The sequence below is a fragment of the Corallococcus sicarius genome (assembly GCF_003611735.1).
Taxonomy (GTDB): Bacteria; Myxococcota; Myxococcia; order Myxococcales; family Myxococcaceae; genus Corallococcus; species Corallococcus sicarius.
The window spans coordinates 1-12,186 of the sequence record NZ_RAWG01000297.1; the positions used below are offsets into that span (position 1 = coordinate 1).

The window sequence follows — 12,186 nt, forward strand, 5'->3', positions numbered from 1 at the left end:
CCAGCGCCCCCCGCGCCGCCCGCGCCTCCCATGATGGCCGCCACGCCGCCGGCGCCCCCCACGCCTTCCGACGCCTCCGAGTCCAGCGACGAGATGAGCGAGGGCGACGCCGAGACGCGCCGGGAGGCCGAGGAGGCCCGCCGCGAGGCCGCCCGGGCCCAGGCCGAGACGGCGGCGGTGGAGGCCGACCAGCTGAAGGACCGCATGCGCGAGGAGATGCGGCGCGCCCGCGAGAGCATCCGGCGCGGCAAGCGCGGCGCCCGGGACGTGGTGGCGCGCGGACAGAACCTGGAGGTGAAGGAGGGCGAGTCCGTGGAGAGCGCCGTCGTCTACGGCGGCAACCTCATCGTGCGCGGCACGGTGGAGGACGACGCGGTCGCCTTCGGCGGCAACCTGGAGATCCACGGCCACGTGGAGGGGGACGCGCACGCCTTCGGCGGCAACGTCATCCTGGGTCCGGACGCGGAGGTGGACGGCGACGTGTCCGCCTTCGGCGGCCAGGTGCAGAAGGAGGACGGCGCCAGGGTGGACGGCAGCACGGAGTCCTTCGGCGGCGCGGGGCTGGGCCGCATGGTGGCGGGGGAGATCAAGCGCGGCATGCACGAGGCGCGTGATCCCACCGCGGCGGAGGACGTGGACGAAGACGACGACCACGGTGACCGGGGCGGCGGGCTGGCCTCGTTCATCCTCCAGTTCGCGCTGCTCTTCGGCCTGGGCTTCCTGGGGCAGATGTTCTTCCCGGCGCGCATGAAGGAGCTGGGCGAGGAGATCCGCGGTCGCCCCGGCAAGAACGCGTTCGTGGGCATCGTCGGGATGCTGGCGCTCATCCCGCTCACCGTCGTGCTGTGCATCACCCTCATCGGCATCCCGGTGGCGTTCGCCCTCCTGGTGGCCTCCATGCTGGGCACGGCGCTGGGCTACGCGGCCATCGCCTCCGAGCTGGGCACGCGGATCCCGGTGCTGCGCGGCCGCAAGACGCAGGCAGGGGTGCTCGCCCTGGGGCTGGGACTCCTGCTGCTCATCAGCCACATCCCGGTGCTGGGCGTGATGCTCAACCTCTTCCTCATCCCGCTGGCGTTCGGCGCCGTCATCCGCACCCGGTTCGGCTACCGCCCCCGGGGCATGCCGGAGCCCATCTTCCCCCGGAACGAGGCCTCCGTCTGACGCACCCGGCCTGACAGCCCCCGGGCTTGCCCCACCGCGTCATGAAAGCCCCGCTCCCCGCGCACCGGGAGTGGGGCTTTTGCTTTCCCCACAAGTGCCACGTTCACGCGCCATCACCTGCGCTGTCGGCGGGGGCTGTTGGTGGCGGGCGTGCGGATGCCGACAGGCTTTGACCGCCCGGGTCCGGTGCGCCATTTTGGGCGGCACCCATGCGACGCCTCCCAGACGCAACCCCGCGCGGCAGGGCCATCACCGTGGACCTCGAGGGCGAGAGCATCCCCGCCGTCGAAGGCGAGCCGGTGGCGTGCTCCCTCATCGCCGCGGGCGAGAACGTCCTCTCCCGGTCCGTGAAGTACCACCGCCCGCGCGGCCCCTTCTGCTTCGCCGCGGCCTGCTCGCACTGCCTCATGCGCGTGGACGGCCTGCCCAATGTCTACACGTGCCGCACCCCCGCGAAGGAGGGCATGCGGCTGGAGCGGCAGAACGCGTACCCGTCCGCGAACGTGGACATCTTCGCGACCATCGACTGGTTCTTCCCCAAGCGCTTCGACCACCACGAGATGTTCGCGGGCGTCCCCATCGCGGAGGACGTGATGGCGAAGGTGGCCCGGCAGCTCGCCGGCCTGGGCCTGTTGCCGAAGGAGCCCGGCCCCGAGGCCCTGCCCTCGCGCACGATCCAGATCCAGGTCGCGGTGGTGGGCGGAGGCCCGGCGGGCCTGGAGGCGGCGCGCGTGCTGGCCGGCAAGGGCGTGCCCTTCCTCCTGCTGGAGCGCGACGCGAACCTGGGGGGACGGCTGGCCCACGGCACCCCGGAGGACGGCGCGCCCTTCGTGCCGGAGCCCACCGCGTTCCCCCAGGGCAGCGTGGTGCGGCGGGCCACCGTCATCGGCCTGTATGACGACGAGCACGGGCGCTACCTCGCGGTGGCGTCGCAGGAGCCGGAGGGCGTGCGGCTGCTGAAGGTGTACGCGAAGCGCTTCCTGCTCGCGGTGGGCGGCCATCCGCCCACCCTCCCCTTCGAGAACAACGACCTGCCCGGCGTGTACGCGGGCCGCGCGGCGAGCCTGCTCCTGCGCCGCCACGACGTGGCCCCGGAGGTCGCGGCGCTGGTGGGCCACGGCCCGGAGCTGCACGCGCTGGCGCACCTCTTGGCCCAGCGCGGGGTGGAGATCGCCGCGGTGGTGGACCTGAAGGGGCCGCTGCCCGCGAACGCGCACCCCAAGGCGTGCGTGGGTGACGGGCTCAAGGCCCACGGCCTGCGCGGCGTGGGGGCGCTGAGCTTCACGCCCCAGGGGGGCCGCAAGCAGAAGGTGTCGTGCGACGCCATCATCGTGTCGGTGCCGGTGACGCCGGGCTTCGAGCTGGCGCGTCAGGGCGGAGCGAAGGTGGAGTTCGACGAAGGCGCGGGCCACTTCCGCGTGGAGGCGGACGCGGACGGGCGCACGCAGGCCCCGGACGTGTTCGTCGCGGGCGACGTGGCGCACGCGGGCACGGCGAAGGACGCCGCGGCCATGGGACAGCGCGCGGCCCAGGCGCTCCTGGGAGGGCTGTCATGAGCAAGGCGCTCGTCTGTACCTGTGAGGACGTCACCGTCAGCGACGTCGAGCACGCGCTGGAGCGGGGCTACCGGGACGTGGAGTCGGTGAAGCGCTTCACGGGCTTCGGCACCGGCATCTGCCAGGGCAAGAGCTGCCACTCCACGGTCGCGGCGCTCCTGCAGAAGGCGAAGTCGCTCAAGCCGGAGGCGGTGGTGCCCTTCACGCCCCGCCCGCCGCTGTACCCCACGGAGCTGCGCGTGCTCGCGAGCGCGCCCGTGGACGAGTCCGTGGCCCCCATGGGCGGCGTGCCCCAGGAGCTGGAGCACTTCCCGTCCGCGCTCCGGCCGGAGGGGCCGGTGCCGCAGAAGGCGAAGGTGGTCATCATCGGCGGCGGCATCATGGGCCTGTCGCTGGCGTACAACCTGGCGCTGCGCGGTGAGACGGACGTGGTGGTGCTGGAGCGCGGCTATCTGTGCGCGGGCGCGTCCGGCCGCAACGGCGGCGGCGTGCGCATGCAGTGGGGCACCCCGGCGCTCATCGAACTGGCCAAGCGCTCCATCGACTTGATGAAGGTCTTCGCGCGCGACCTGGGCGTCAACGTGTGGCTGCGTCAGGGCGGCTACCTCTTCCTGGCCAAGCGCAAGGACACCGCGCTGCGGCTGGAGAAGAACGCCGTGCTGCACAACAAGTACGGCGTGCCCACGCGCATCATCACCGCGGACGCGGCGCGCGACATCGTCCCCGGCCTGACGATGAAGGACTGCCTCACCGCGGCCTACAACCCGGAGGACGGCGTCATCTTCCCCTGGGCCTTCCTCTGGGGCTACGCGCAGGGCTGCGTGAAGCGCGGCGTGAAGGTGGAGACGTACACCCACGTCACCGGCTTCGAGACGAGCAACGGCCAGGTGCGCAAGGTGAAGACGGACCGGGGCGACATCGCCTGCGACACCGTGGTGCTCGCCGCCGGCGCGTGGAGCCCCCAGGTCGCGAACCTGGTGGACGTGGCGCTCCCCAACGAGCCCCACCGCCACGAGATCCTCAGCACCGAACCGCTCAAGCCCTTCCTGTCGCCGCTGGTGTCGGTGCTCGACACGGGCCTGTACTTCAGCCAGTCCATGCGCGGTGAAATCGTGGGCGGCATGGGCGACCCGAAGGAGCCCGCCGGCCCCAACATGGGCAGCACCCTGCGCTTCGTGTCGCGCTTCGCCCGCGCCCTCACGGAGCAGCTGCCCAACGTGGGCCAGGTGAAGGTCCTGCGCCAGTGGGGCGGCCTCTACGACGTCACCCCGGACAACAACCCCATCCTGGGACGCACCCCCGGCCTGGACAACCTGCTCCAGCTCTCCGGCTTCGTGGGCCACGGCTTCATGATGGCCCCCGCTGTCGCGGAGCGGATGGCCCAGTGGATGACCTCCGGCGACTCCGACGAGCTCTTCACCCGCTTCAACCTCCGCCGCTTCAAGGAAGGCACCCTGGAGCGCGAGGAGATGATCATCGGCTGAAGCCAGGGCCGGCCCTGTCTCCGCTTGGGACAGGGCCTGCCTGATTGTCCGCGAAAACGGCACTCCCAGAAATCCTCGCAAGCTCCCGGGATGGCTGGGGATTCGCCCGGGGATGTGACGTTTCTTTACAAACGCAACCGGGTTGCAAGGAGCATCCACGCACCACCCGTGCGGTGATCGGGTGGTGGCTCTCCTCTGGGACGTGCGCTGGCACGCGATGTGCCTTGCCCTTCGCGCCGCGCAATGCAGCGCGAAGGAGGTTCCCGATGGTCGCGAAGAAGCTCATGGGTGCGATGCTGGTGCTGGGCATGACGGCGTGTGGTTCCATGGAGCCGCAGGACCTGCCGGACGCGGAGCCCAACGGTGCGCTGGCGTCGCAGGAGTCCAACGTCATCGTCGGGACGTTGAACTGGGTGAGCGCCACGTCCCTCACGGGCACGCAGCGCGCGAAGTCCCTCGCGGTGGGCTATCTCTCCATCCCGGCGGTGGGCAGCCGCTGCACGGCGTGGCTGGTGTCCAACGACGTGGTCATCACCAACAACCACTGCATCGGCAGCGCGTCCGAAGCGGTGGGCGCGCGCGTGTCGTTCAACTATGAGGACGGCGTCGCGTCCGCTTCGCGCATCTGGTACCCGTGCGCCACGTTCATCAAGACGTGGAGCGGCGACGACATGACGGCGCTGCGCTGCTCGGCCGTCAACGGTCAGCTCCCCGGCGCGGTGTACGGCTTCCTCACCGTCGCCACCACCAACGCGGCGACGAACAGCTCCGTGTACGTCGTGAACCAGAACTGCGACTACTACCTGTCCAGCGGCTGCACCCCGACGAAGAAGTCCTCTCCGGGCACCGTGCTCAACGGCAACTACAGCACCACGGACATCTCCTACAACGCGGACACGCTGGGCGGCTCGTCCGGCTCGCCCGTCATCTCCACGTCGACGAACCAGGTGGTGGCGCTGCACCACATCGGCATCGGCGGCAACTCGCAGGGCCGCGGCACGGCCAACACGGGCGTGAAGGCCACGCGCGTGAAGGCCCGCCTCGCGGAGATCGGCCTGTAGTCGTCCCGTCTCACGACGCGGACGAGGGCTCCCCCCCGGCCAGCAGCACCGGCCGCGGGGGCGCTCCCGCTTCGGGACTGGAGGGATGCAGCAGGAGCTTGCGGCGCAGTCCGCCCAGCGCCAGCCGTCCCAGGCCCCGCTTGAAGGAGCGCGGCAGCAGGCGCAACAGCCGCATCATCCACCGGTGCCCCAGGCCCGGGTACACCAGCGCTTCGCCCCGCTCGAAGCCCGCCAGGGCCTCGCGGGCGCACTGGTGCAGGGACAACTGGAAGAAGGGCGTCACCTCGTCCGGCAGTGGCGGCTCCAGCGCCAGCGGGCCCGGGGCCACGAAGGTGACGGGGATGCCGGTGTCCTCCAATTCCAGACGCAGGGACTCACTGAAGCCGTCCAGGAAGCGCTGCGTGGCGGCGAACATCACCGCGCCCGGCAGGAAGAGGCGCGCGGCGGCGGAGCCGACCATCAGGATGCCGCCCCGCCCCCGCTCCAGCATGGGGCCCAGCAGCCGGTGCGTCAGCATCGCGGGGGCGACCACGTTCGCATGCACCAGCTCCTCGATGCGCTTCCAGCGCGCCTCGGCGTACAGCCCGCTGATCGTGTGATCCGCGTTGTTGATGAGCACGTCCACGCGCACGTAGTGGCGCTCCAGGTGTTCGAAGAGCGCGTCCACCGCGTGGGGATCATCCAGATGGCAGGCCTCGAGCATCACCCCCAGGGTCGGGTTGCGCAAAAGCAGCTCATCGCGCAGCGGCATCAGCTCCTGCACCTCGCGCGCGACGAGCACCAGGGTCCTGACCCGGGGGGAGAGAAGGCGGGCAAGCTCGCGGCCGATGCCGCCAGCCGCTCCGATGATGAGCACGGTACCGTGGTCGATGGGAGGGCGCATGGGGGTGAACCTCGGACAGAAAACTGCCCATGCCTGAACGGGCTTGCGTGCCCGCTCCGTTGCTCACATCCTGTGACCGCCCGCCTGCTCCAGGGGCGGACAGGCGTTCCCTTGCTTTCTCTGTCCGGGGAGGACACCCATGGCTGCCCCTTCACGCATCCTCGTGCCGGTGGATTTGAAGGACGGCTCGCGGTCCGTCGTTGAATACGCGCTGCAGCTCGCCCGGCCCTTCGGGGCCACGGTGGACATCATCCACGCCTGGGAGCCACCGCAGTACGTGGCGCCGGATCTGCTGGTGGCCTCACCCGGCTGGGATCCGCAGGCGCTGGAGACGATGGCGCGCGACTCCGCGGGCAAGGAGCTGTCCACGCTCCTGCAGTCACTGCAAGGCAGCGCGCCCGTGGCCCTCTCCCACCGGGTGGTGATTGGCGACGCGGCCAACATCGTGCTGGAGGAGTCCGAGCGCGGGAAGTACGACCTCATCGTCATGGGCACGCATGGACGCAAGGGCCTGACGCGCATGCTGCTGGGCAGCGTGGCGCAGAAGGTGGTGAGCCAGGCGAAGTGCCCGGTGCTCACGCTGCACGTGACGCCGGAGCAGGCGTAGGCTCAGGGCTCCGCCCACTGGCGCAGGAGGTTGTGGTACACGCCCGTCAACATCACCAGCGCGGGGCTCTTCGGCACCTCGCGCGTGAGCTGCATGATGGACGTGTCCAGGTCGAAGAGCAGGGCGCGCTGGCCCGCGTCGCGCACCATGCTCTGCACCCAGAAGAACGACGCCAGCCGCACGCCGCGCGTCACCGGCGTGACGTGGTGCAGGCTGCTGGCCGGATAGATCAACAGGTCCCCCGCGGGCAGCTTCGCCGAGTGGTTCCCGTAGGTGTCCTCCACCACCAGCTCCCCGCCGTCGTAGCTGTCCGGCTCGCTGAGGAACAGCGTCGCGGACACGTCCGTGCGGATGCGCTGCGACGTGCCCAGGAGCGGCCGGATGGCGTTGTCCACGTGCGAGCCGAAGTCCATCCCCGACTCGTAGCGGTTGAACAGCGGCGGGAAGACGCGCTGGGGCAGCACGGCGGAGATGAACAGCGGGCTCTTCTCCAGGCCCGCCAGCACCAGGTCCCCCAGCTCCCGCGCGGCGGGGCTCCCTTCGGGGAGCTGGAGGTTCTTCTTCACCTGGGCGGACTGGGTGCCCGCGGTGGCCCGGCCGTCCTCCCACGCCGCCTGCTGGAAGACAGCGCGGCAGTGGGCGACCTGTTCAGGCGTGAGGACCCGCGGGATGTGCACCATCATCAGGGACTTCCTCCTGCGCGCTAGAATCGCACGTGCGCGGACAGGAGCGCCGAGCGCCCCTCGGCCGGCACGGCCTGGCCCGCGTAGTAGGACTCGTAGAAGAGCTTGTCGGTGAGGTTGTAGACGTTGAGCTGCAGGTCCACCTTCTTGAAGGCATAGCTGGCGAAGACGTCGAAGCGCCAGAAGTTGGGCACCTTGCTGAGCACCGTCGTCGCGTTGGCCGGGTTGTTCACCGGAACCACGTCCTGGTAGACGGCGCCGCCGCCCACGGACAGGTTCTCCAGCAGCGCGTACGTGGTCCACAACGACAGGCTGCGCTTGGGCGTGTTCACCAGCCGCTGGCCTTCCAGGTAGTCGTTGCTGTGCTCGCGGATGCTCGCGTCCAGGAACGTGTAGTTGGCGAACACGTTCCAGCGCTGCACCGGAGAACCCGCGATGCCCACGTTGTAGCCCTGCACGCGCTGCTTGCCTTCCAGGATCTGCGCCGGCCCCTCCGGGTCCGTGTTGGGCACGCGGGCGTTCTTCTTGTTCGTGCGGAAGACGGCGGCGTTGACGCTCAGGCGCTCGGCGATGAGGTCGGACTTGGCGCCAATCTCGAAGGTCTCGTTCTTCTCCGGGTCCAGGCTGACGGTGTCGTTGGACAGCGTGGCCAGCTCCGCGCTCGGGTTGGAGGACGTGCCGTACATGCCGTAGATGCTGGCGTTCGCCACCGGGTGGAGCACCACGCCCGCGCGCCAGTTGAACAGGCCGTTCTCCTGCTCGAACGGCGTCGTCTCTCCGGCGGCGTTGGTGGCCGAGTAGTCGCTGTGGAGGTTGTCGTAGCGCAGCGTGCCCAGCAGCTCCACGTAGGGGCCCACCTGGATCTGATCAGACGCGTAGACGCCCAGGTTCCACTGCCGGCTGGCGTTGGACGACGCGAAGACGCGGCTGACGGCGGACAGGTCCGGGTTGGGATCCGGCTCATAGAGGTCCGCGGGCAGGTTGGGGCCCGTGGGCAGGCCCACCGCGGTGAGGTTGTCGCGGTACAGGCTGCGCCGCTCGCGCGAGATGTCCAGGCCCACGTTGGCGGTGTGCTTGAGGAACCCGGTGGTGAACACGCCGCGCAGGTCGGTCTGGTTCGCCAGGTAGTTGTTGTCGGTGGCCGTCTCGAAGCGCTGGCGCCCGATGGTGGTGGGCGCGTTGACCGGCGTCAGGCCGCGCGGCGCGGTGGGCCGGGCGAAGCGATCCACGGCGCCGTAGCGCAGGGTGTTCGTCAGGCGGAGGCCACCGCCCAGGTCGGCCAGCACGCGCGCGGTCCCGATGTGCACGTTCACGCGCTCGGTGTCCCCGTCCTGCACGCCGTAGAAGTTCTCGCGGGGCACGTCCAGGGTGACGGACACCGGGTAGCCGTTGAAGTACGGCTGGCCGTAGTCGGGCACGCTGTTCTCGTGCTGGTAGAAGTAGTCCACCTCCAGCGACACCTTGTCGCTCAGCACGAAGCGCGCGGACGGCGCGATGCCCGCCCGGTTCTCCGTGACGACGTCACGGCCGGCCACGTCCGCGAGCTGTCCCGTCGCGCTCACGCGCAGCTGGATGCGCTCGGACACCTCCTGGTTGAGGTCCGCCTCCACGCGGCCGGACGGCGCCGTGCCGCCCGACAGCCGCAGGTCCTGGAAGGAGCCCCGCTTCGGCTTCTTCGTCACCAGGTTGATGGCGCCGCCCGTGGAGCCCCGGCCGAAGAGCACCGACGACGGCCCGAAGTAGACCTCCACGCCCTCCAGGTTGAACGTGTCGCGGGTGAACCAGCCCAGGTCGCGCACGCCGTCGCGCAGCGTGTCCGTCTGGGCGGAGAAGCCGCGCAGGGAGAACGAGTCGCCCTGGCGGCCGCCCTCCCCCGCCGTCACCGTGATGCCGGACACGTTGCGCAGGGCATCGCGCAGCGTCGTCGCCTGCTGCTCCTCGATGACCCGCTCCGGCACCACCGTGATGGTCTGCGGCGTGGCCACCAGCGGCCGGGGCAGCCGCGTCAGGCTGGGCTCCGCCACGTTGTACTTCGACGCCTCACCCTCCACCTCCACCGTCGGCAGGACGAACACGTCCTGCTCCTCCGAGGGCCGCGCCTCCGCGCTCGCGGCAGCCGGGGCCACCGTCTGAGCCGGAGCCGGGGCCGCGGGTGTCGTCACGGCGGGCGGCGTCTCCTCCACCGGACGGGACTCCTGCACCGGTGCCGACGAGGTGTCCGCGGCGGGCGGCGTCTCCTGCGCCACCGCGCTGCCGGCGGCGAGCGCGGACGCGAGGCCTACGGCCTGCCCCCAGGGCCACAGCGCGCCGCGCACGCCTCCAGGGTTGCCATGTGAAGAGCGGATTCCAGAACGACCGGGCTTGGCGGTAGACACGAGTCCCCTTGGTGGGCGGGCTGCCTAAATGAGAATGATTCTCATATGCAATACCTGGGTTGGTGGAACAAGAAGTTTCTTCCCCGGGCGGGTGGGAATGCCAACGCGTCGCGGCGGCCCGCGCACTGCCACGCATCAGTCGGGCGAATGCCACACGGCGCTGCGTGAAATGGAACGGCCCGGAGCCGCGCTCGCGGTCCGGGCCGTGGGGAGATGCGGGGAACCGCGCGCCGCGGATCAGGCCGCGTGCGTCTTGGACTCCGCTGCTTCGGGCGTCGTGACAGCGGGCGCCGTCGCACGGGCCTGACGGCGCGGGAAGAAGCGGCGCCAGGACAGCGAGTAGCCCGTGTAGACGAGGAAGACGGCGCCGAACGACGCGAGGGCGGCGACGAGCTGGCCCAGCCATCCCAGCGCCTCACCGGTGTGCAGGAAGCGCAGCCAGGTGCGCACCTTGCGGCCGGTGTTGAAGTCCGCGTACGTCTCCGTGCGCAGCGGCTGCGCGGTGTATGGATCCAGCGAAAGCTGCGTGGACGAGAACAGCGGCCACCGGTCCTGCTCACGCACGACGAAGGCGCTCGCCTGCGGCCCTCCGCGTCCGGGGCCACCCTGCCCGCCCCGGCCTTCGCCTCGTGGAGCGCCCTGACCCTCGGGCTGTCCTTCGCCTCGCGGACCGCCCTGGCCTTCCGTCCGGGCCTCGCCCTTCGGACCGCCCTGCCCCTGCTGCTGCGGACCGCCCTCAGGACGGCCGCCCTGGGCGCCGCCACTGGGGGGCGTGGGCAGCCGCAGCGTGATGTTCTCCCACGCCTTGGCCTGCTTCATCGCCACCGCGAACTGCGCATCCAGCCCCTGGGGCGCCGTCCCCGGCGCCGGGGTGGGCACGGGCACCGGCGGCGAGGCATTGGGCCCCTGCGCGCCGGGCACCGGGCTGCCGGCGAGCGTGAAGACCAGGTTCGTCGCCCACTTGTAGGAGATCACCAGTGCCGACGCCGTGAGCACCAGCAGCACCGGCAGCGACCAGAAGCCGATGACGTTGTGCCAGTTGAAGTCGCGCGCCTTGCCCTTGAGGCCCCGGCGGAACCACAGCGTGGGCCGCATGGAGCGCAGCGTCCACTTGCGCGGCCACCACAGGAACAGGCCCGTCACGCCCAGGAAGAAGAAGGCCAGGTTGCTGACGCCCGTCACGGCCTTGCCCACGGCGCGCTGCTCACTGGGGGCCGCGAGCCAGCGGTGCGCGTCCTCCATCGTCTGGAAGAACGCGCGCCAGCCCTGCGCGCCCTGCTCCCGCACCTCGCCGGTGAAGGGGTGGACGTAGACGGCGCTGCCACGTCCGAGCGCCACCGCCACCACGCTGTCCGCCTCCGGGTACACCGTCACGGCGCTGGGCTGCGCGGAAGGCCGGGCCGCCTTCACCTTCGCGAGCATCTCCTCCACCGACAGGCGCGGCGTCCCCGCGGGAGGCGGCGCGGCGTGGCGGGCGTCGCGGTCCGCCCAGTCGGTGATCTGCGACTCGAACGCGATCGCCACGCCGGTGATGGACATCACCCCGACGACGAGCCCGACGATGAGGCCGGACACCAGGTGGATCCAGAAGAGGACGTTTCGGAGGGCGCTGGGCATGGAGGGGCGTCGCTTTACTTCAGGGCGAACTTCACGGGGATCACGACCTTCACGCGCACGGGGCGCCCGTCGTGTCCCAGGGCCGGCGAGAAGCGCCAGCGCGTCACGGATTCGATGGCCGCATCATCCAGGCCGGGGACGGAGCGCTGGATGCGCGTGTAGGCCGGCTCCACGCGACCGTCCGCGCCAATCACCACGTACACCATCACCACCCCGGTGATGCCATCCTCGCGGGCGCGGCGCGGGTAGTCCGGCTTGCCGTCGAGCAACACCGGCAGCTTCATCACCTCGCGGGGCGAATACAGGGCCGGCGCCGAACCCAGGCCGCCCACGCGGCCACCGGCGAGCCCACCCACCGTGCCGCCCTCCACGCCTCCCACGACGCCCTGGGGCACCCCGGGGCCCACGGGCGCGGACGCCACCGCCGCGGAAGGCTCCGGAGCCACGTCCTTCGCGGTCGCCTCCACGGGCGGCGTGGGCTCCTCCGGCTTCACCGGCTCCGGCACCTTCGCGGGCACCACCAGGTCCCGGGGCATCGGGCGCGGCTTGCGCGCCACGGACTTCACGGGCTCGGAGGGGGCCTGCTTCGCCTGGAGTCCACCACCCAACGGCGGAGGCGGCGGCGCATAGGCCATCAACGCCAGCTCCGGCTCCGGCGGCTTCACCTGCGCGGGCGGCGGACGGTTCGCGAACGACAGCGCCAGGGCCAGCGCCACCCCGTGCGTCACGGTCGCCGCGATCAACGCCCCGCCCCAC

At 71.1% G+C, this 12,186-nt stretch carries 10 protein-coding genes; 5 read left to right on the forward strand and 5 right to left on the reverse strand.

What is annotated here, in order from left to right:
* From D7X12_RS32715 to D7X12_RS32730, 4 genes are all read left to right on the forward strand, one after another.
* A partial coding sequence (locus D7X12_RS32715) for a DUF8173 domain-containing protein (RefSeq protein WP_147443867.1) occupies nucleotides 1-1,164 on the forward strand: 1,164 nt, incomplete at its 5' end.
* A 209-nt stretch (nucleotides 1,165-1,373) separates the two neighbouring features.
* Entirely contained in the window at nucleotides 1,374-2,720 is a 1,347-nt protein-coding gene (locus D7X12_RS32720) for a 2Fe-2S iron-sulfur cluster-binding protein (protein ID WP_120629153.1), read from the forward strand.
* Nucleotides 2,717-4,204 (forward strand): FAD-dependent oxidoreductase, encoded by a 1,488-nt coding sequence (locus D7X12_RS32725; RefSeq protein WP_120629154.1) that lies wholly within the window; start codon nucleotides 2,717-2,719, stop codon nucleotides 4,202-4,204. Before D7X12_RS32720 ends, D7X12_RS32725 begins: the two co-directional genes overlap by 4 nt.
* Before the next feature lie 266 nt (nucleotides 4,205-4,470).
* On the forward strand, nucleotides 4,471-5,265 hold the full coding sequence (locus D7X12_RS32730) for a trypsin-like serine peptidase (protein ID WP_120629155.1): 795 nt from the start codon (nucleotides 4,471-4,473) through the stop codon (nucleotides 5,263-5,265).
* Nucleotides 5,266-5,275: 10 nt separating this feature from the next.
* Here D7X12_RS32730 and D7X12_RS32735 read toward each other — a convergent pair whose 3' ends face one another.
* A complete protein-coding gene (locus tag D7X12_RS32735; protein ID WP_120629156.1) occupies nucleotides 5,276-6,148 on the reverse strand; it encodes an SDR family NAD(P)-dependent oxidoreductase in 873 nt (290 codons plus the stop codon).
* Between the two features lie 139 nt (nucleotides 6,149-6,287).
* On the opposite strand from D7X12_RS32735, the gene D7X12_RS32740 reads away from it, so the two are divergent.
* Nucleotides 6,288-6,755, forward strand: coding sequence for a universal stress protein (locus tag D7X12_RS32740; protein WP_120629157.1), 468 nt, complete (start codon nucleotides 6,288-6,290; stop codon nucleotides 6,753-6,755).
* A 2-nt stretch (nucleotides 6,756-6,757) separates the two neighbouring features.
* On the opposite strand, the gene D7X12_RS32745 is transcribed toward D7X12_RS32740, so the two are convergent.
* The 4 genes from D7X12_RS32745 to D7X12_RS32760 all read right to left on the reverse strand — a co-directional run.
* Nucleotides 6,758-7,438: a Fe2+-dependent dioxygenase gene (locus D7X12_RS32745; protein ID WP_120629158.1), complete on the reverse strand. Its 681-nt coding sequence runs from the start codon at nucleotides 7,436-7,438 to the stop codon at nucleotides 6,758-6,760.
* Nucleotides 7,439-7,458: 20 nt separating this feature from the next.
* A complete protein-coding gene (locus D7X12_RS32750; protein WP_244224925.1) occupies nucleotides 7,459-9,753 on the reverse strand; it encodes a TonB-dependent receptor in 2,295 nt (764 codons plus the stop codon).
* Nucleotides 9,754-10,050: 297 nt separating this feature from the next.
* The gene (locus D7X12_RS32755; RefSeq protein ID WP_120629160.1) at nucleotides 10,051-11,430 is read right to left on the reverse strand and encodes a PepSY-associated TM helix domain-containing protein; all 1,380 of its coding nucleotides are present in this window, start codon (nucleotides 11,428-11,430) and stop codon (nucleotides 10,051-10,053) included.
* Nucleotides 11,431-11,444: 14 nt separating this feature from the next.
* Nucleotides 11,445-12,186: energy transducer TonB (locus D7X12_RS32760; protein WP_147443868.1), on the reverse strand; the 742-nt coding region annotated here is incomplete at its 5' end.

Excerpts from the sequence above, each read along its gene's own strand:
- D7X12_RS32730 (WP_120629155.1), top strand. The coding sequence starts at position 4,471 with ATGGTCGCGAAGAAGCTCATGGGTGCGATGCTGGTGCTGGGCATGACG.
- D7X12_RS32745 (WP_120629158.1), bottom strand. The coding sequence starts at position 7,438 with ATGATGGTGCACATCCCGCGGGTCCTCACGCCTGAACAGGTCGCCCAC.
- D7X12_RS32720 (WP_120629153.1), top strand. The coding sequence starts at position 1,374 with ATGCGACGCCTCCCAGACGCAACCCCGCGCGGCAGGGCCATCACCGTG.
- D7X12_RS32755 (WP_120629160.1), bottom strand. The coding sequence starts at position 11,430 with ATGCCCAGCGCCCTCCGAAACGTCCTCTTCTGGATCCACCTGGTGTCC.
- D7X12_RS32740 (WP_120629157.1), top strand. The coding sequence starts at position 6,288 with ATGGCTGCCCCTTCACGCATCCTCGTGCCGGTGGATTTGAAGGACGGC.
- D7X12_RS32735 (WP_120629156.1), bottom strand. The coding sequence starts at position 6,148 with ATGCGCCCTCCCATCGACCACGGTACCGTGCTCATCATCGGAGCGGCT.
- D7X12_RS32725 (WP_120629154.1), top strand. The coding sequence starts at position 2,717 with ATGAGCAAGGCGCTCGTCTGTACCTGTGAGGACGTCACCGTCAGCGAC.